Source organism: Mycobacterium sp. E1747 (assembly GCF_001667775.1).
Lineage (GTDB): Bacteria > Actinomycetota > Actinomycetes > Mycobacteriales > Mycobacteriaceae > Mycobacterium.
Genome location: NZ_LZJI01000211.1, coordinates 1 through 19,032 on the forward strand (window position 1 = coordinate 1; position 19,032 = coordinate 19,032).

The following is a 19,032-nucleotide window of genomic DNA, read 5'->3' on the forward strand; positions in this document are numbered from 1 at the left end:
AGCATCCCGATCGCGCAGGTCTCGCCCCGCGACGTCGCCGAGGCGGCCATCGGCGGGATGCTGGCGGGCCGGCGCTCCGTGGTGCCCGGCGTCGTGCCCAAGGTCGTCAGCACCGGCGGCCGGTTCGTCCCGCGCAGCCTGCTGCTGCCCGGGATCCGGATCGGCAGTCGCTTCCGCGGCGGGCCCAACCGCTAGTTTCGCCGAGCTGGGGGCACCTCCCCCTTGCGAGCTGGGGGCACGCCAGCGTGGCATTGAGCGCCGAGCGTCACGCCAGCGTGGCATTGAGCGCCGAGCGTCACGCCAGCGTGGCGTTCGAGGGCGCTAGGCTCCGCTGATGGCCGCCGTCGACCTCACCGCCGATCTGCCGATGAGCCCGCAGGAGATGTGGGATCGCGTCTCCGACCTGTCGGATCTGGGCGACTGGCTGGTGATGCACGAGGGCTGGCGCAGTGATCTGCCCGAGGAGCTCGGCGAGGGCGTTCAGGTGGTGGGCGTGGCCCGGGCCAAGGGCTTCCGCAATCGGGTGACGTGGACGGTGACGACCTGGGATCCGCCGCATGAGGTGGCGCTCTCGGGGTCCGGCAAGGGCGGCGCCAAGTACGCCGTCACGCTCACCGTGCGGGCCGCCGACCAAGGATCGACGCTGGGCCTGCGCCTGGAGTTAGGCGGGCGCGCGTTGTTCGGGCCGGTCGGTTCGGCGGCGGCGCGCGCCGTCAAAGGGGACGTGCAGAAGTCGTTGAAGAACTTCGTCGAGTTGTACGGGTAAGACCGCTTTCGTGGCGATCGCAAGCGCGGCAGAGCCGGGCGCGACGAGTCGTCACCAACAAACACAGACACACGTCGCGACACGCCCGACTCGTGTCGGGCCGCAGTCATAGACTGGCGTCCCTATGACAGGTTCGATTCCTCCTCACGCAAGCGTTCGTCGCGAGTCGTCGTTCGTGCACCTGCATAACCACACCGAGTACTCGATGCTGGACGGGGCCGCGAAGATCACGCCGATGCTGGCCGAGGTGGAGCGGCTGGGCATGCCCGCGGTCGGGATGACCGACCACGGAAACATGTTCGGCGCCAGCGAGTTCTACAACGCGGCGACCAAGGCCGGGATCAAACCGATCATCGGGGTCGAGGCCTACATCGCGCCGGGCTCGCGCTTCGACACCCGCCGGATCACGTGGGGCGACCCCGGCCAGAAATCCGACGACGTCTCCGGCAGCGGTTCCTACACGCACCTGACCATGGTCGCCGAGAACGCCACCGGCCTGCGCAACCTGTTCAAGCTGTCCTCCCTGGCGTCCTTCGAGGGCCAGCTCGGCAAGTGGTCGCGGATGGACGCCGAGCTCATCGCCGAACACGCCGAGGGCATCATCGCCACCACCGGCTGCCCGTCGGGCGAGGTTCAGACCCGGCTGCGGCTGGGGCACGACCGCGAGGCGCTGGAGTCAGCCGCCAGGTGGCGGGAGATTTTCGGCGCCGACAACTACTTCCTCGAGCTGATGGACCACGGGCTGTCGATCGAGCAGCGGGTGCGCGAGGGCCTGCTGGAGATCGGGCGCAAGCTGGGCATCCCGCCGCTGGCCACCAACGACTGCCACTACGTCACCCGCGACGCCGCCCACAACCACGAGGCGCTGTTATGCGTGCAGACCGGCAAGACGCTCTCGGACCCCAACCGGTTCAAGTTCGACGGTGACGGCTACTACCTGAAGTCGGCCGCCGAGATGCGCCAGCTGTGGGACGCCCAGATTCCCGGCGCGTGCGACTCGACGCTGCTGATCGCCGAGCGGGTGCAGTCCTACGCCGACGTGTGGGCGCCGCGCGACCGGATGCCGATCTTCCCGGTCCCCGAGGGGCACGACCAGGCGACCTGGCTGCACCACGAGGTGATGGCGGGCCTGGCGCGCCGTTTCCCCTCCGGTGTCGGCCAGGACTACATCGACCGGGCCTCCTACGAGATCAAGGTCATCTGCGACAAGGGCTTCCCGTCGTACTTCCTGATCGTCGCCGACCTCATCAACCACGCACGCTCGGTCGACATCCGGGTGGGGCCGGGCCGCGGTTCGGCCGCCGGCTCGCTGGTGGCCTATGCGCTGGGGATCACCAACATCGACCCGATCCCGCACGGCCTGCTGTTCGAGCGGTTCCTCAACCCCGAGCGGCCGTCGGCGCCCGACATCGACATCGACTTCGACGACCGCCGGCGCGGCGAGATGGTCCGCTACGCCGCCGACAAGTGGGGCCACGACCGGGTGGCCCAGGTGATCACCTTCGGCACCATCAAAACCAAAGCGGCGCTTAAGGATTCGGCGCGCATCCACTACGGCCAGCCCGGCTTCGCGATCGCCGACCGGATCACCAAGGCGCTGCCGCCGCCGATCATGGCCAAGGACATCCCGCTCTCGGGCATCACCGATCCCAACCACGAGCGGTACAAGGAGGCCGCCGAGGTGCGCGGCCTGATCGAAACCGACCCCGACGTGCGCACCATCTACCAGACCGCGCGCGGCCTGGAGGGGCTGATCCGCAACGCCGGCGTGCACGCGTGCGCGGTGATCATGAGCAGCGAGCCGCTCACCGAGGCCATCCCGCTGTGGAAGCGGCCGCAGGACGGCGCCATCATCACCGGCTGGGACTACCCGTCGTGCGAGGCCATCGGCCTGCTGAAGATGGACTTCCTGGGCCTGCGCAACCTGACGATCATCGGCGATGCGCTGGAAAACATCAAGGCCAACAGGGGAATCGACCTCGACCTGGAATCGGTGCCGCTGGACGACAAGCCCACCTACGAACTGCTGGGGCGCGGCGACACGCTTGGCGTGTTCCAGCTCGACGGCGGGCCGATGCGCGACCTGCTGCGCCGCATGCAGCCCACCGAGTTCAACGACATCGTCGCCGTGCTGGCGCTGTACCGTCCCGGCCCGATGGGCATGAACGCCCACAACGACTACGCCGACCGCAAGAACAACCGGCAGGCGATCAAACCGATCCACCCGGAGCTCGAGGAGCCGCTGCGCGAGATCCTCTCGGAGACTTACGGTTTGATCGTCTATCAAGAGCAGATCATGTTCATCGCCCAGAAGGTCGCCTCCTACACGATGGGCAAGGCCGACGCGCTGCGCAAGGCGATGGGCAAAAAGAAGCTCGAGGTGCTCGAGGCCGAGTACAAGGGTTTCTACGAGGGCATGACCGCCAACGGGTTCTCCGAAAAAGCGGTGAAGGCGTTGTGGGACACCATCCTTCCGTTCGCCGGGTATGCGTTCAACAAGTCGCACGCCGCCGGCTACGGCCTGGTCTCGTACTGGACCGCCTACCTGAAGGCGAACTACCCGGCCGAATACATGGCGGGCCTGCTCACCTCCGTCGGCGACGACAAGGACAAGGCCGCGGTCTACCTGGCCGACTGCCGCAAGCTCGGCATCACGGTGCTGCCGCCGGACGTCAACGAGTCCCTGGTCAACTTCGCCTCGGTCGGCCAGGACATCCGCTTCGGGCTGGGCGCGGTCCGCAACGTCGGCGCCAACGTCGTCGGCTCGCTGATCAAGACCCGCAACGAGAAGGGGAAGTTCACCGACTTCTCGGACTATCTGAACAAGATCGACATCTCGGCCTGCAACAAGAAGGTCACCGAGTCGCTGATCAAGGCGGGCGCGTTCGACTCGCTCAGCCACGCCCGCAAGGGCCTGTTCCTGGTGCACACCGACGCCGTCGATTCGGTGCTGGGCACCAAAAAGGCCGAGGCGATGGGCCAATTCGATCTGTTCGGCGGCGGAGAAGACGGGGCCGGCTGCGATTCGGTGTTCACCATCAAGGTGCCCGAAGACGAATGGGAAGACAAGCACAAACTGGCCTTGGAACGGGAAATGCTGGGCCTCTACGTGTCGGGGCATCCACTCAACGGCGTGGCGCACCTGCTGGCCGCCCAGGTCGACACCCAGATCCCGGCCATCCTGGACGGCGACGTCCCCAACGAGACCCAGGTGCGGGTGGGCGGCATCCTGGCGTCGGTCAACCGGCGGGTCAACAAGAACGGAATGCCCTGGGCATCAGCGCAATTGGAAGACCTCACCGGCGGCATCGAGGTGATGTTCTTCCCGCACGCGTACTCCGCCTACGGCGCCGACATCGCCGACGACGCGGTGGTGCTGATCAACGCGAAGGTCGCGATCCGCGACGATCGCATCAGCCTGATTGCCAACGAGCTTGTGGTGCCGGACTTTTCCAACGCCCAGCCGAATCGGCCCATCGCGGTCAGCCTGCCGACCCGGCAGTGCACCATCGACAAGGTCAGCGCCCTCAAGCAGGTACTGGCGCGTCACCCCGGGACCGCTCAGGTGCATCTGCGGCTCATCAGCGGGGACCGGATCACCACCCTCGAGCTGGACCCGTCGTTGCGGGTGACGCCCTCGCCCGCGCTGATGGGGGATCTCAAGGAGCTGCTCGGTCCGGGATGCCTGGGCGGCTAGGCCGGCGCCACCGAATACAGCTAGCCGTTCCGGCGTCAGGCGTCGCCCTCCTGCAGCCGCGCTCGGACCGCTTCCATGCGCTCAGCCAGCGCCGCCTCGTCGATGACGTTGCGGGCAACGAGGGAGTGCGCCAGCGCGACGAGTTGGCTCTCCGGATACGGAAGCGCCGCGTAGACCCCTTCGCCGAGGCGATCCTCGTCACTCCGGCGCATCAAGAGCTCCAGGGCCGATCCTTGCCGGTCGAGCGCTTCACACATCCCGTCGAGGCTGGACTTCCAGGGCGGCACCGGATTGCTCACGCCATATTTCTCGGCCATCCGGGCCCACACCTGGTCGCGCCCGGCGACCTGCTCCAGCGTCGGCACTCGGACGGCGGTGACGTCGATCTCGGCGGACATCGGGAGGCCTTCAGTAGTTTTCGGCGGGCCGGACCGCGGGATGCACGGGGCGTTCCATATTTGAGGTCACCCCCGGCTTGGGCAGGGCAACACCGATCATGCAGTCGCGCGTCACGATCTCGGCGAGCTGCTCCTCGCTCCACCCGTCGGTGCCTGCCGGCCGGAGCGGCAGGACGAGGAACCGGTGTTTGGAGTTCGAGTCTTCGACCCGGATTTCGACGTCCTCGGGCAGATACAGGCCGAACTCGGCGAGGACTTGGCGGGGCCATCGCACGATGCGGCGCCGGTAGTTCGGCGTCCGGTACCACTCGGGGGAGTTCCCCAGCAGCGGGCGTGGGTAGCACGAGCACAGCGTGCACACGATCACGTGGTGCAGCGTTTCGGTGTCCTCGAGTATGTGCAGTGCGGTGAAATCGCTGGGTGTGCCGAAGCCGGTCGGATGGAGCCAGTCGATGCCCACCTCGCGGCTGGCGGCGATGCCGTCCTGCAGGGCCAGCCGTTTGAAGTCCGGGTCCACCCAGGCCTTCGCGACGAGCCGCGCTCCCGGCGCCGGGCCTATCTGCTCGACGAACTCCGTGTAGCGCCGATGATCCTCGGCGGTGAACAGACCCTTCTCAATCGCCAGCTCGCGCAGAGCGATTTCCAACACTTCGAAGTCGGTGACCTCCTCGACCATCGGTGCCGCGTGGCGTTCGGGTTCGTGGGCTGCGTCGGTGTGCTCTGTCATCTCGCCATCCTGGTTGGTGATACGTGACGGCCGGGCTAGGAAGCCGGCTGCAGCCACCCTTCCGAAATCTCCGCTTGCAGCGTGTCGTTCGGCGGGCCCGCGTAGGGGTCCCAGAGGTCGGTCATCTTGAAGCGAACGATGTAGAACCACTCCGGCGGCTCATCTTCGCGGTCGAACGCCTCGTCTTCGGCGGCCAGGCTCTCGTATGACACCTGGACGACCGTGCCCGGCTTGCCCCGCAGGTATTCCTGGGTGCGGGTGTAGAAGATGGTGGGCAGGTCGCGCACCACCACCGGGTCGCCGACCGCAAATCGCGCGTCGCCGGCGAGGCCGTCGAAGCACTGCGGATCGCCCTTGCCGATCGCCTCAACGTGGTGGCGGTTTCTGGGCACCGCCGCCGCGTCGCCGACACTGCGAGGCGCCGGTTCCAGCGGGGTCGCGCCGGCCGCGGCGCGCCCACGTACTTCGGCCGCCCGTTCGATCAGCTCACCGAGGGTGATGTGGCGCTTGTCGATGAGGCACCGGGCGACCGCCAAAACCCAACGGCCGTAGTAGGGGAAGCCCTGATACAGCATCCTTCCGACATCGACGTTGCCGAGCCGTCTGCGCTCCTCCGATGTCCAGATGCCCCGCCAGCCGAGGACCTCACAGGTGACGAACGTGTTGAGTTCCCACTGCTCTTCCTCTTTCTCCTCGAAGACCGCCGGGGCATCCGGCTCGCCGCCCACGTCGTGGGATGTCTTCATGAAGGCGCGGAAGCGAGCGTGATCAATTTCGTCCGGGTAGGCCCAGTCCTGCAACCGGTGAAGGGCGACGCGCAGTTGGCTGACCAGGTCGCCCATAACAGAATTCGCCACGATTGCTACCTCAAAGTAGAAGCGGGACTGCATAACCCAGAGCCAACCGTAACACCGCGCGGGTCATCTGGCTGCGCCAAATCTGTGCCTTCCCGATGCCGAATGTGCGGCCAGCCGCACCCTCGTTCGCCCCGGTACGGCCAGCCGCACCCTCGCGGGCCGGCTAGGCGGACCTAGGCGGACCTAGGCGGACCTAGGCGGACAATCCCCGCGCCGCCTGATGGTCATGGGTCGGGATGATCGCCGCGGTCGGCACCGAGCCCGACACCTGGGGCAGCGCGGCCACCGTGACGGTACGGCGGGGTTCGGGCAGGCCCGCGTCGGTGACACCGCGGAGAAACCTTTCGTCGGGCCGCTTGGGGCGCAGCGCCGCCTACACCAATCCGGTTGCGGCGGCGCAGCATTGGCTCAGGGGTGGGGGAGCGAACGGAGTCGTGCCTCATGGCGCGTCCACCCGGACGATGACGCTGTCGGCCCATACGCCGCGATCGCGCGCGCGGCGCAGCTTCTCGCGCACGCACAGATCCTGGTGGACGCTCGTGACGCCCGGGATCTTGAGCAGCGGCACGATGTTCCACTGCCAGCCGTAGCGCCGGTGCAGGATCCGGTTGGCCCGCTCGGCGTCGGCCCCCGACAGGATGGTGGCGCGGCCGGCGATCGTCGTCGCGCCGGGGCGAACCCGGCCCCGATAGTCGCACGCGGTGAGTTCGACGTCGCGGCGCGCGGCCAGCCGCTTTGTCTTCGGCCCCCGCTTGGTGCGAAAGAGCAGCGCGCCGCCGTCCAGCCCGAACCAGATCGGGGTGTCGACGGGTGTGCCGTCGCGGCGGAAGGATCGGAGCAGTGCGTAGCGCGCCGCGCCGAGCCCGTCGAGTGAATGTGTGTGCATGGCCCCAGTCAACGACTTAGAGTTGGCTCTAAGTCAAGCGTCGAGGGAGGCCCGATGAGTGCGCGGCTCACGATCGGCGAGGTGGCGCGCCGAGCCGGCGTCGCGGCGACCACGCTGCGCTACTACGAACAGATCGGCCTGGTGCCGCCGCCGGGCCGCCTCGGCGGGCAGCGCCGCTACGACGATTCCGTGCTGGCCCGGCTCGAGGTGATCCGGCTCTGCAAATCGGCCGGCTTCGCCCTGGAGGAGATCCAGTTGCTGTTCGCCGACGACGCGCCGGGGCGGCCGGTCAGCCGCGCCCTGGCCGAGTCCAAGCTCGCCGAAATCGATGCCCAGATGGAGGCGCTGGCCCGGGCGCGGGCAGTGATCGAATGGGGTATGCGCTGCACGTGTCCCTCAATCGACGCGTGCACGTGCGGGATTCACACCGCGTTGCCCGCCTGAGCAAAGGAGCTCCATGGCCCAGCCCATCGCCGTGCGCAACTTCTCGCATGTGTGCATCGGCGTCTCGGATATCGAGGCGTCGCGCGCGTTCTATACCGCGGTGCTGGGCATGGACGTCGTCTTCGACGTCGTGCTCGACGGCGTGGGGCTGGATTCGGTGACCGGCGGGGCCGCGCAACGGGGCCGCATGATCGGCGGGCTGATCGGCTCCGCGATGGTCGAGTTGCTCTGGTTAGGCGCCGTCCCCGAGTGCCCGAGCGGGCCGCACCTGGGCTACACCAATGTCTCGTTCCGCGTCGACGACCTGGACGCGACCTACGCCGCCGTGCGGCGCGAGCATCCCGGCGCGCGGGCCGAGCCGCCCGTCGACATCGGCGGGGTGCGGATGTTCTTCATCTACGACCCCGATGGCACCCCCATCGAACTGCTCGAGTTGCCGGCCGGCATATCGAGCACGCTGCAGCTCTGGCGCCCGGATCCGGCGTGATCCGGTCCGCGTCCCCGATCGCGGACGTACGCTCACGAAGGCAGAGCTGAGAGGACACCCATGACCGAGCGTCCCGTCACCCTATGCGAGGCGTTTGCGCGCAACGCCTCGATCGACCCCGACGCCGTCGCGCTGCGCACCCCGGGCAACACCGAGGCATTGACGTGGCGCGAGCTTGCGGCGCAGGTACGCAAGGTGGCCGCGGGCCTGGCCGGCCTGGGCGTCGGTCGCGGCGACACGGTGTCGCTGATGATGGCCAACCGCGTCGAGTTCTACCCGTTCGAGATCGGCGCCCAACACCTGGGCGCCACTTCGTTTTCCGTCTACAGCACGCTGCCCGCCGAACAACTGACCTACCTGTTCGAGAACGCGGGTACCCGGGTAGCGATCTGCGAGGAGCAGTACGTGGATCGCATCCGCGCCAGCGGCGCGCCGATCGACCACATCGTCTGCATCGACGGGTCGCCGCCCGGCACCATGTCGGTCGACGACGTGTACGCCGCCGCGCAGGAGGGCTTCGACTTCGAGGCGACCTGGCGGGCCGTGCGGCCCGACGACGTCGTCACGCTCATCTACACCTCCGGAACAACCGGAAACCCCAAAGGTGTGGAGATGACCCACGCCAACCTGCTTTTCGAGGCGTATGCCCTCAACGCCGTTCTGCCGTCTGAGTTCGGTGACCGTGTCACGTCGTACCTGCCGACCGCGCACATTGCCGACCGGGTGATGGGCCTGTACGGCCTGGAGGTGTTCGGCATCCAGGTCACGGTCGTCTCGGACGTCCGGGCGATCGCCGCCGCGCTGCCCGACGTGCGGCCCACGGTATGGGGCGGGGTGCCGCGGGTGTGGGAAAAGCTCAAGACCGGAATCGAATTCGCCGTCGCCAGCGAGACCGACGAGGTCAAGCGGCAGGCGTTGCAGTGGGCGATGTCGGTGGCCGGCAAGCGGTCCGCCGCCCTGGTGGCCGGCGAGCCGATGTCGGACGAGCTGGCCGCCGAATGGGCGCAGGCCGACGAGCTGGTGCTGTCCAAGCTGCGCGAGCGGCTCGGCTTCGGCGAACTGCGCTGGGCGGTATCCGGCGCGGCCCCGGTTCCCCCGGAGACCCTGGCGTTCTTCCTCGGCATCGGCATTCCGATCACCGAGGTCTGGGGGATGTCGGAGCTCAGTTGCGTCGCCAGCGTCAGCCATCCCCGCGACGCGCGGTTGGGCACCGTGGGCAAGCTGCTGCCCGGACTCGAGGGCAAGGTCGCCGATGACGGCGAGTTCCTGGTGCGGGGCCCGCTGGTGATGAAGGGTTACCGCAAGGAACCCGCCAAGACCGCCGAGGCCATCGACGCCGACGGCTGGCTGCGCACCGGCGACATCGTCGAGGTCGACGAGGAGGGCTACCTGAGGATCATCGACCGCAAGAAGGAGTTGATCATCAACGCCGCGGGAAAGAACATGTCGCCGGCCAACATTGAGAACACCGTGCTGGCCGCGTGCCCGATGGTCGGCGTGATGATCACGATCGGCGACGCTCGGCCCTACAACGCCGCGCTCATGGTCTTCGACGCCGAATCGGTCGGTCTCTACGCGGCGCAGCATGGCCTGGGCGACGCGTCGCCCTCGGCTTTGGCGGCACACCCGGAGGTCATCGCCCGCATCGCCGCCGGTGTGGCCGAGGGCAACGCCAAGCTGTCACGGGTGGAACAGATCAAGCGCTTCCGGATCCTGCCGTCAGTGTGGGAGCCCGGGGGAGACGAGATCACGCTGACCATGAAACTCAAGCGCAAGCCGATCATGGCGAAGTACGCCAGCGAGATCGAGGAGCTCTACGCACCCGAACTCCACCCGGACGTGCACGAGCCGTCCGCGGCGGCGGTCCAGCCGGCATGAGCGGGGGCCCGGGGGCGAGTGCCCGTGAGTTCGGTCGGACTGGGATGCGAAAGTTGCTGCAGCGCACCGGGATCGTGGAGGAATCTGCGACGCCGCTGACGTCCGACCCGGTGGAGGTCGTCCAACTGCTCGCGGCCCCGTGGTATGACGAGCGGTTGGCCGGACTGGCCGACGAGCTGGGTCGCGACCTGGCCGGCGTGCGCGCCGAGGCCGCCGGCTACCTGCGGGAGATGGCGCCGTCGCTGGACGAGCGGGCGGTTCGAGCGTGGCGCAGCTTCAGCTGCTGGCTGATGCGCGCCTACGACGTCCTGGTCGACGAGGACCAGATCGCGCAGCTGCGCAAGCTGGATCGCAAAGCGACGCTGGCGTTTGCCTTTTCGCATCGCTCGTATCTGGACGGGCTGCTGCTACCGGAAGTGATTCAGGCCAACCGGCTTTCACCGGCGCTCACCTTCGGCGGGGCGAACCTGAACTTCTTCCCGATGGGGGCGTGGGCCAAGCGGACGGGCACGATCTTCATCCGGCGCCAAACCAAAGACATTCCGGTGTACCGCTTCGTGTTACGCGCCTACGCCGCGCAGCTGGTGCAGAATCACGCCAACCTCACCTGGTCCATCGAAGGCGGCCGCACCCGGACCGGTAAGTTGCGGCCCCCGGTGTACGGCATCCTGCGCTACATCAGCGACGCCGTGGACGAAATCGACGGCCCGGAAGTCTATTTGGTGCCCACCTCGATCGTGTACGACCAGCTGCACGAGGTGGAGGCGATGACCACCGAGGCCTACGGCGCGACGAAGCGGCCCGAGGACTTTCGTTTCCTGGTCCGGCTGGCGCGCCAGCAGGGCGAGCGGCTCGGCCGCGCTTACCTCGACTTCGGCGAACCGCTGCCGCTGCGCAAGCGCCTCGAGGAGCTGCGCGCCGAGGAGTCCGGGACGGGCACCGAGATCGAACGCATCGCGCTGGACGTCGAGCACCGGATCAATCGCGCCACCCCCGTCACCCCGACCGCGGTGGTGAGCCTCGCGCTGCTGGGCGCCGACCGCTCCCTCTCGATCAGCGAGGTGCTGGCCACGGTGCGGCCGCTGGCGAGCTATATCGCGGCGCGGAACTGGTGTGTCGCCGGCGCCGCCGACCTGACCAACCGCTCGACCATCCGCTGGACGCTGCATCAAATGGTCGCCTCCGGCGTGGTGAGCGTGTACGACGCAGGCACCGAACCGGTCTGGGGCATCGGTGCCGAGCAGCACCTGGTGGCCGCGTTCTACCGCAACACCGCGATCCACATCGTGGTCGACCGTGCCATCGCCGAGACCGCTCTGCTGGCCGCCGTAGAGGATGCCGAGAGTTCGGTGGACGGTTTGGTCGAGCCGACGATGGTGCGCGATGAGGCACTGCGCCTGCGTGAGCTGCTCAAATTCGAGTTCTTGTTCTCGGCGCGGGCGCAATTCGAGAAGGAGCTCGCCGACGAGGTGCGCCTGATCGGGCGGGTGGAGGACACCAGCAAGGCGGCCAACGCGGCCGACGTGCGCGGCCTGTTGGAGAAGGCGGATCTGCTGCTGGCGCACCTGGTACTGCGGCCGTTCCTGGACGCCTACCACATCGTCGCCGACCGGCTGGTCGCCTTCGACGACGAATCGTTCGACGAGAAGACGTTTCTCGCCGAGTGCCTCGAGGTGGGCAAGCAGTGGGAGCTGCAACGCCGGATCGCCAGCGCCGAGTCGAGGTCGATGGAGTTGTTCAAGACCGCGCTGCGGCTGGCTCGGCATCGAGAGCTGGTGGACGGCTTCGAGGACGTCGACGTCGCCCAGCGCCGCCGCGACTTCGCCGACGAGATCGCCACGGCCGTTCGGCGCGTCAACACCATCGCGGGGCTGGCCGGGACACGGTAATCGGCATACCGTCGGGATACTGCCGATGCGGGTCAGCGCGCGGGTGGCACGGGCGTGTCGGCATGCCGAACCCGGTTTCCGCCCGCACGCTTTGCCTCGTACATCGCGAGATCGGCCGCGTTCACCAGGCGCTCGATCGTCTGCCGGTCGACGCTTTCAGCCGGTGTGCGCAGCTGGAAGCTGCTGACGCCCAGGCTGGCCGTGACGCCCCACGGCGTGGCGGCGATCGCCAGGCGTATCGCTTCGGCGGTCTGTAGGGCTTCGGAAGTTCCGCTCATCTCGGCGACCAAGAATTCCTCTCCACCCACCCGCGCGATGACCGTCCTGTCGCTGCCCATGCGACGAAGGTTGTCGGCGACGGACACCAAGATGCGATCCCCGGTCGCGTGACCGTACGTGTCGTTGATCCGCTTGAAATTGTCGAGATCGGCCATCAGCACGCTGAGACACGGTGTGCGCCCGTCGGCAGCCACCAGTTTCGAGGCCGATCGATAGAACCCCCTGCGGTTGGGCAGGCCGGTGAGCGGATCGGTCGAGGATTTCAGTGCGTCCACCGAAAGCCAGTGCACGAGTACCTGCCCGCAGAACGGCACCGCCAGGATCCCCGCGGTGAGCAACAGGAAGTTGGCCGCCGCCATTGATGTGTCACCGGACGTAGCGATGCGCGCGGCGCACGCCGCCGCCGCACCCAAAGCGGTGCCGAGCGTGAAGGCCAGTAGGCGCGCGGAGTGGCAAAACGCGACATAGCCCGCGAGGCCACCGAATGCCGCGCAACTCAGCATTCCGCTGCGGGGGTCGGCCTCGGTCACGGACACGGCGGCGATGCCGACCGTGCCCACCACCGAAAACACTTGTGATTCAACGCGCCCGGGCCAGCGCCGCGCCCACACCAGCGCCATGGCCGCCAGGCAGGCGACGAACACCGCCGCGAGACCGCGCCGCGCGGGGGTTTGCATACCCGAGGGGCTGTTCAGCATCAGCAACGTGGCCGCGGCCAGGATGGACAGGATGGCGACCATCAGGGAGCGGATGAACGGCTTCAATCCACGCGCGTCGAGGTAGTCAGAGAACCACTCGTAGTGGTCGGGCTGACGCCACCACACGCCCATCCAATGCATCGCGAGGCCCCTCACCCGTACCTTCGACATGATGCTACTGAGCGTCAACGGAATGGGGAGCCATTCGCGGTTTCGGGTGACGACCGGGTGCTCGCGGCCGACGGCGCCGGTTCTGGGCGGGGTTGCGGCCTGGCCACGGTCGCGCGGCCCACGTCGAGGAGACCGTAGGGGACGAACAACGTCGGTAACCTCGTGCCCAGACCCGTCCAACCGGCCGCCGAATGGAAGCTCATCATGTCCAGCGTCGGCAATCCCATTCCGCCACAAGACTTATCGGGGATCGTGGGATGCCGGTTCATCTACACCTACGCCAACGGCTGGCGTTACGAGATGTATGTCAAGAACGACCGCACCATCGACTATCGAATCCACTCCGGCCACGTTGGTGGACGGTGGGTCAAGGGCCAGGACGTCGACCTGGTGCGGCTTGACGACGACAGTTACAAGATCTCGTGGACCGAGCCCACGGGCTACCCGATCTTCACTGTGGCCGAATTCGCCTACATCACCCTGTTCGAGCGTGTCGGTGCCGACGACGAATCGGTGATCGACGTGGCCCCCGACCAGCTTCCACCGGGTTGGGCCGACCGCACCAATTGACACGTGGCGGATTTGGTAGCCGAAACTTGTCATACCCCGCTGCGATGATGAAGTCATGTCCTCGCTCGCCTCGGCTCCCGCTGCAGTGAACCCCGGTGAGCGTCTCGACGGGTTGTTCGATGAGTTAGCGGAGCTGGCCGGCCAGCGTACGCGATTGATGGGCGCATCGTCGAGATCGTCGCGGAGATGGATCGCGACGAACTCTGCGGTGCCACGGGCGCTCGGTCGGTGGCGGCGTTGGTGGCCTGGAAGCTCGGCTGGTCGTCGGCGAACGCCCACACGATCACCACCATCGCTCGCCGGCTCGAGGCGTTTCCGCGCTGCGCCCAAGGCATGCGAGACGGTCGGCTGTCGCTGGATCAAGTCGGTGTCATCGCGGCGCGGGCGGGTGATGGTTCCGATGAGCACTACGCGGAGTTGGCGCGCTGCGCCACGGTCAACCAGCTGCGCACCGCGGTCAAGCTGGAACCGCGCCCCGAACCCGATTCCCGGCCGCAGCCGCAGCCCTCGATCACCAAGACTGCCGGCGACGAGTTCACCTGTTGGCGGATCGAACTTCGGCCCCTGGATGCGGCAAAGTTCGACGCGGCGTTGGCATCTCATCGTGACGCGCTGGTCGCCGAGTGGAAGCACGATCGAGGTGATAGAGGCCGCGCATCCGATGCCATGCCGCCATTGCCAGGGACCCTCGAGGCCTTCATGCGGCTGGTCGAGGCCGGATGGGATGCCGAGACCGTACGCCGGCCGCACGGGCAGCACACCACCGTGGTGGTGCACGTCGATGTCGCGCAGCGCGCCGCGGCGCTGCATCTGGGTCCGCTGCTCACCGACGCCGAACGCCGCTACGTGACCTGTGATGCCACGTGTGAGGTGTGGTTCGAACGCGACGGTGAGGTCATCGGCGCCGGCCGGGCGACCCGCCAGATCAACCGGCGGCTTCGCCGCGCACTCGAGCATCGCCACCCCACCTGCGTGGTTCCCGGCTGTGGCGCTACCCGCGGTCTGCACGCCCATCACATCCGGCATTGGGAGGACGGCGGCTCAACTGAGTTGGCCAACCTGGTGCTGGTCTGCCCTTATCACCACCGGTTGCACCACCGGGGCGCCATCACGATCACCGGACCCGCCGACGATCTCGTCGTCACCGATGGCTCGGGCCGACCGCTTAGTGCGGGATCCCTTGCGCGGGCGCCCAACCATGCCCCACCCGCGGTCCCGCCGTGCCCGGGGCCCACTGGGGAACGCGCCGACTGGTGGTGGTACGAACCCTTCCAACCCCAACCACCACCGACCAACAACTAGGTTGGGCGCAACCGAACGGTGGTCGCGCGCGCCGACGCAGAACACCCACCGCCGGTGCGCCGGGAAGCAAGGTCTCATGATCCGAATGGCGACGCCGCAGGACGCGGACGCGATCGCCGAGGTCTATGCGCCGTACGTGCGCGACTCCGCGATCTCCTTCGAGGCGGTGCCGCCGACGGCCCAGGAGATGCGGTCGAGGCTGACCACCACGCTGACCGACCTGCCCTGGCTGGTCATGACGCTTGGCGGCCACATCGGGGGATACGCCTACGCGAGCCCGCACGGCGAGCGAGTCGCCTACCGCTGGTCCGTCGACGTATCCATCTACCTCGACCGGTCACTTCACCGGAAGGGAAATGGCCGCCGGTTATATTCCGCATTACTCAATCTGCTTGGGGCGCAGGGGTATATCAATGCGTTAGCCGCGATCGCGCTGCCCAATCCCGCGAGCGTCGGTCTGCACGAGTCGATGGGTTTCGCCTGCGTCGGCGTGTTCGACGGGGTGGGCTTCAAGAACGGAGCGTGGCGGGACATCGGCTGGTGGCGCCGCCGCCTGGCGGACCGGCCCGAGCGGCCCAGTGACCCGGTGCCATGGTCGGGTCTTCCGGCTCGCACAATTGAGGCTGCGCTCAACGGAACGACGTCGGCGTGAGGCGGCACCGCTAGACGCGTGCGTTAAGACTGGAGCGGACGACGTCCGCGGCAAGCGGCGAATCGAGGAGAGTCGATGAGCGACAAGTCCGGGGGCGCCACGCGCCCGCTGATCGCGTTCACCACCGCAGACAATGCGCCGCCGATCACGCCCGCGCCCATCAGCCGGCCGTGGATCTCGGAACTGCGCAACGGTTGGCCGAATCGGTGCCTGCCGATACTGATCGCCAACCAGAGCGGCTGGGAGCTGCGCAACCCCTGCGCGTTCACCGCGACGTGGATGGGTGGCGACGACAGCCTGGGGGTGATCATCGCGCCCGACCGGCGCGACCCGGCTCAGCTGTTGCCGTTCAGCCACTTCGGTCACGGCATCCTGACCTGGCACCTGCCGATGCTGTTCCGCACCCCGCCCGGGTACAACCTGTTGGTCCGCGGGCCGGCGAACTACCCGAAGGACGCGGTGTCGCCGTTGGAGGGCATCGTCGAGACGGACTGGGCCACATCGAGTTTCAGCATGAGCTGGCAGATAACCCGCAAGATGATGCCCGTGCGCTTCGAGGTCGACGAGCCAATCTGCATGATCGTCCCGCAGCGCAGGGCGGAGCTGGAAGAGTTCGCCCCGGAAATCAGGCCGATCGATTCCGACGAGGAAGTGCGGCGTAAGCACGAGTTCTTCTTGCGTTCACGAAACGAGTTGGGCCAGGCGCAGGCCGCGATCAACACCGAACTGGGCGAAAAAGTGCCGTGGCAGGGCGACTACACCCGTGGCACGCACGCCGACGGCGAGCCGGGGGCGCCCGATCACCAGACGCGCGTCCGCCTGCGCCCGTTCGTCGACACCCGGTAGGCACCCACCCCGCGTGCGTCGCGGCTCGAGGTCGGGTTCCCCGACCTGTCCGGCATCAGCCCCGATCGCGCCGCGGAAGGGGCCGCGCTGGTGGGCTCGCAGGTGCTGGGTCGCGGTGGCCAGCTACTTGACGGGCCCCGGCGCCCTCGGGGTCCCCGGCCTAGAGTCGGGTCATGCCACTTTCAGGGGAGTACGCGCCGAGTCCATGGGACTCGGCCCGCGAGCAGGCGGAGAAGTACGAGCAGTCGGGCGGTGCCGAGGCCACGGACATGAAGGGAAAACCCATCATCGTGCTGACCACGGTCGGCGCCAAGACGGGCAAGCTTCGCAAGACGCCCCTGATGCGGGTCGAGCACGACGGCGAGTACGCGATCGTGGCCTCGCTCGGCGGGGCCCCGAAGCACCCCGTCTGGTACCACAACGTCGTCAAGAACCCCCGGGTCGAGCTGCAGGACGGCGCCGTCACCCGCGAGTACGACGCCCGTGAGGTGTTCGGCGACGAGAAGGCGGTCTGGTGGGAGCGCGCCGTCGAAGCCTGGCCGGACTACGCCGAATACCAGAAGAAGACCGACCGGCAGATCCCGGTGTTCGTGCTGACCCCGGTCGGCTGAATTCCGGAGTTGCTCGGGTGGCATGGCACCATTGATCAGTGTCCGCCGAACTGAGCCAGAACCCGAGCGTCTCGCCGCTGTCCGGGGCTGACATCGACCACGCGGCGAAGCGGATCGCCACGGTGGTCACGCCGACTCCGCTGCAATACAGCGACCGGTTGTCGGCGATCACCGGCGCGCAGGTCTACCTCAAGCGGGAAGACCTGCAGGTGGTGCGCTCCTACAAGCTGCGCGGGGCCTACAACCTGTTGGTGCAGCTGTCCGAGGAGGAGCTGGCCGCGGGGGTGGTGTGCTCGTCGGCCGGCAATCACGCGCAGGGCTTCGCCTACGCCTGCCGGACGCTGGGGGTGCACGGCCGCGTCTATGTGCCCGCCAAGACCCCGCAGCAGAAGCGCGACCGGATCCGCTACCACGGCGGGGAGTTCATCGAACTGATCGTGGGCGGAACGACGTATGACCTGGCCGCCGAGGCCGCGCTGGCCGACGTCGAACGCACCGGCGCCACGCTGGTGCCCCCGTATGACGACCTGCGCACCATCGCCGGTCAGGGCACCATCGCCGTCGAACTGCTGGATCAGCTGGATGCGGAGCCGGACTTGGTCGTGGTGCCCGTCGGCGGTGGCGGATGCATCGCCGGCATCACCACCTACCTGGCCGAGCGGACGACGAACACCTCGGTGCTGGGCGTCGAACCGGCCGGGGCGGCCGCGATGATGGCCGCGCTGGCCGCCGGTGAGCCGGTGACGCTGGATCATGTCGACCAGTTCGTCGACGGCGCTGCGGTGCGCCGCGCGGGCACGCTGACCTACGCCGCGCTGGCGGCCGCCGGCGACATGGTGTCGATCACTACGGTCGACGAGGGCGCGGTGTGCACCGCGATGCTGGACCTCTATCAGAACGAGGGCATCATCGCCGAGCCCGCGGGTGCGTTGTCGGTCGCGGGGCTGCTGGAGGCGGACGTCGAACCCGGCTCGAGCGTGGTGTGCCTCATCTCCGGCGGCAACAACGACGTCTCGCGCTATGGCGAGGTGCTCGAGCGGTCGCTGGTGCACCTCGGCGTCAAGCACTACTTTCTGGTGGACTTCCCGCAGGAGCCCGGCGCGCTGCGGCGGTTCCTCGACGAGGTGCTGGGCCCAGACGACGACATCACGCTGTTCGAGTACATCAAGCGCAACAACCGCGAGACCGGCGAGGCGCTGGTGGGCATCCAGCTGGCGTCGTCGGCCGACCTGGACGGCCTGCTCGCGCGGATGCGGGCGACGGAGCTGCACGTCGAATGCCTCGAGCCGGGTTCGCCCGCCTACCGCTACCTGTTGTTCTAGATCCCGGGCCGTACCGCGTGGACCAGCATTATGGCCACGGCGGGCTCGGCACCCGCCGCGACGGATGCGAGCCTCAGGCTCTCCGCTCGCTGAGGTAGCGCTCGAACTACGAAAGCTGTTGGCGCGCCGGGCCGATGATCTGCTGGTGGTCGAGGACGATCACTGCGCGGGCATTTCGGGCGCGCCGCTGCACCCGTTGGCCGGCGTGACGCAGCGATGGGCGTTCGTGCGGTCAGCGTCCAAGGCGTACGGCCCGGACCTGCGCGTGGCCGTGTTGGCGGGGGATCGGCGCACCGTCGAGCGCGTGCACGGCCGCCTGCGGCTCGGGCCGGGCTGGGTCAGCCACCTGCTGCAGGACCTGGCCGTGAGCCTGTGGTCGGACCCGGCGGCCGCGCGCGGCGACGTCGCGCCCGGCCAACGCGGCGGACAGCCCCCGGCGCGTGTCGGCGTACCGCCGCTCGGCCGTGGCGACAAGGCGCGCGGCCGCCGGGTCCGACCACAGGCTCACGGCCAGGTCCTGCAGCAGGTGGCTGACCCAGCCCGGCCCGAGCC

General features: G+C 68.1%; 16 protein-coding genes and 3 pseudogenes. 14 read left to right on the forward strand and 5 right to left on the reverse strand.

All coding sequences use genetic code 11. The annotated features are described in order from the left end of the window. The 3 genes and pseudogenes from A5695_RS22640 to dnaE all read left to right on the forward strand — a co-directional run. A pseudogene (locus A5695_RS22640) lies at positions 1-195 on the forward strand (SDR family NAD(P)-dependent oxidoreductase); the annotation flags it as partial. Between the two features lie 139 nt (positions 196-334). Then, the gene (locus A5695_RS22645; RefSeq protein ID WP_068087560.1) at positions 335-766 is read left to right on the forward strand and encodes an SRPBCC family protein; all 432 of its coding nucleotides are present in this window, start codon (positions 335-337) and stop codon (positions 764-766) included. Positions 767-890: 124 nt separating this feature from the next. Beyond that, on the forward strand, positions 891-4,463 hold the full coding sequence (gene dnaE, locus A5695_RS22650; protein WP_068087563.1) for a DNA polymerase III subunit alpha: 3,573 nt from the start codon (positions 891-893) through the stop codon (positions 4,461-4,463). 35 nt (positions 4,464-4,498) lie between these two features. Here the strand turns inward: dnaE and A5695_RS22655 are convergent, their stop codons facing one another. The 4 genes from A5695_RS22655 to A5695_RS22670 form a co-directional block, all read right to left on the reverse strand. Then, the gene (locus A5695_RS22655; RefSeq protein ID WP_068087566.1) at positions 4,499-4,861 is read right to left on the reverse strand and encodes a thiocyanate hydrolase; all 363 of its coding nucleotides are present in this window, start codon (positions 4,859-4,861) and stop codon (positions 4,499-4,501) included. Between the two features lie 10 nt (positions 4,862-4,871). After that, positions 4,872-5,588 carry a thiocyanate hydrolase subunit gamma gene (scnC, locus tag A5695_RS22660; protein ID WP_068087570.1) on the reverse strand — a complete coding sequence of 239 codons (717 nt, stop codon included), beginning with the start codon at positions 5,586-5,588 and terminating at the stop codon, positions 4,872-4,874. 35 nt (positions 5,589-5,623) lie between these two features. Continuing rightward, the gene (locus A5695_RS22665) at positions 5,624-6,430 is read right to left on the reverse strand and encodes an SH3-like domain-containing protein (protein WP_068087573.1); all 807 of its coding nucleotides are present in this window, start codon (positions 6,428-6,430) and stop codon (positions 5,624-5,626) included. Between the two features lie 454 nt (positions 6,431-6,884). Further along, positions 6,885-7,331 carry a PPOX class F420-dependent oxidoreductase gene (locus tag A5695_RS22670; RefSeq protein WP_068087576.1) on the reverse strand — a complete coding sequence of 149 codons (447 nt, stop codon included), beginning with the start codon at positions 7,329-7,331 and terminating at the stop codon, positions 6,885-6,887. Between the two features lie 54 nt (positions 7,332-7,385). Between A5695_RS22670 and A5695_RS22675 the strand changes: the two genes are divergently transcribed. Genes A5695_RS22675 through A5695_RS22690 form a run of 4 tightly spaced genes read left to right on the forward strand, consistent with a single transcriptional unit; the run spans position 7,386 to position 12,029 of the window. After that, entirely contained in the window at positions 7,386-7,775 is a 390-nt protein-coding gene (locus A5695_RS22675) for a helix-turn-helix domain-containing protein (RefSeq protein WP_068087580.1), read from the forward strand. Positions 7,776-7,788: 13 nt separating this feature from the next. Next, a complete protein-coding gene (locus A5695_RS22680) occupies positions 7,789-8,262 on the forward strand; it encodes a VOC family protein (RefSeq protein WP_068087583.1) in 474 nt (157 codons plus the stop codon). A gap of 60 nt (positions 8,263-8,322) precedes the next feature. After that, entirely contained in the window at positions 8,323-10,140 is a 1,818-nt protein-coding gene (gene fadD11 / locus A5695_RS22685; protein ID WP_068087586.1) for a fatty acid--CoA ligase FadD11, read from the forward strand. After that, positions 10,137-12,029: a lysophospholipid acyltransferase gene (locus A5695_RS22690; protein WP_068087590.1), complete on the forward strand. Its 1,893-nt coding sequence runs from the start codon at positions 10,137-10,139 to the stop codon at positions 12,027-12,029. The genes fadD11 and A5695_RS22690 overlap by 4 nt, the downstream gene beginning before the upstream one ends. Positions 12,030-12,061: 32 nt before the next feature. On the opposite strand, the gene A5695_RS22695 is transcribed toward A5695_RS22690, so the two are convergent. After that, positions 12,062-13,147 carry a GGDEF domain-containing protein gene (locus tag A5695_RS22695; protein WP_156749810.1) on the reverse strand — a complete coding sequence of 362 codons (1,086 nt, stop codon included), beginning with the start codon at positions 13,145-13,147 and terminating at the stop codon, positions 12,062-12,064. Between the two features lie 234 nt (positions 13,148-13,381). On the opposite strand from A5695_RS22695, the gene A5695_RS22700 reads away from it, so the two are divergent. From A5695_RS22700 to A5695_RS30400, 7 genes and pseudogenes are all read left to right on the forward strand, one after another. Continuing rightward, on the forward strand, positions 13,382-13,747 hold the full coding sequence (locus tag A5695_RS22700; protein ID WP_068087605.1) for a phenolic acid decarboxylase: 366 nt from the start codon (positions 13,382-13,384) through the stop codon (positions 13,745-13,747). Positions 13,748-13,802: 55 nt separating this feature from the next. Continuing rightward, positions 13,803-15,049 (forward strand): annotated as a pseudogene (locus tag A5695_RS22705) (HNH endonuclease signature motif containing protein). Between the two features lie 85 nt (positions 15,050-15,134). Then, a complete protein-coding gene (locus A5695_RS22710; protein WP_068087608.1) occupies positions 15,135-15,701 on the forward strand; it encodes an arsinothricin resistance N-acetyltransferase ArsN1 family B in 567 nt (188 codons plus the stop codon). A 75-nt stretch (positions 15,702-15,776) separates the two neighbouring features. Beyond that, positions 15,777-16,547, forward strand: coding sequence for a DUF6065 family protein (locus A5695_RS22715; protein WP_068087596.1), 771 nt, complete (start codon positions 15,777-15,779; stop codon positions 16,545-16,547). 173 nt (positions 16,548-16,720) lie between these two features. Then, the gene (locus A5695_RS22720; RefSeq protein ID WP_068087599.1) at positions 16,721-17,158 is read left to right on the forward strand and encodes a nitroreductase family deazaflavin-dependent oxidoreductase; all 438 of its coding nucleotides are present in this window, start codon (positions 16,721-16,723) and stop codon (positions 17,156-17,158) included. Between the two features lie 38 nt (positions 17,159-17,196). Next, the gene (gene ilvA, locus A5695_RS22725) at positions 17,197-18,480 is read left to right on the forward strand and encodes a threonine ammonia-lyase (protein ID WP_068087602.1); all 1,284 of its coding nucleotides are present in this window, start codon (positions 17,197-17,199) and stop codon (positions 18,478-18,480) included. 88 nt (positions 18,481-18,568) lie between these two features. Continuing rightward, positions 18,569-18,872: pseudogene (locus A5695_RS30400) on the forward strand (GntR family transcriptional regulator); the annotation flags it as partial. Positions 18,873-19,032: the final 160 nt, after the last annotated feature.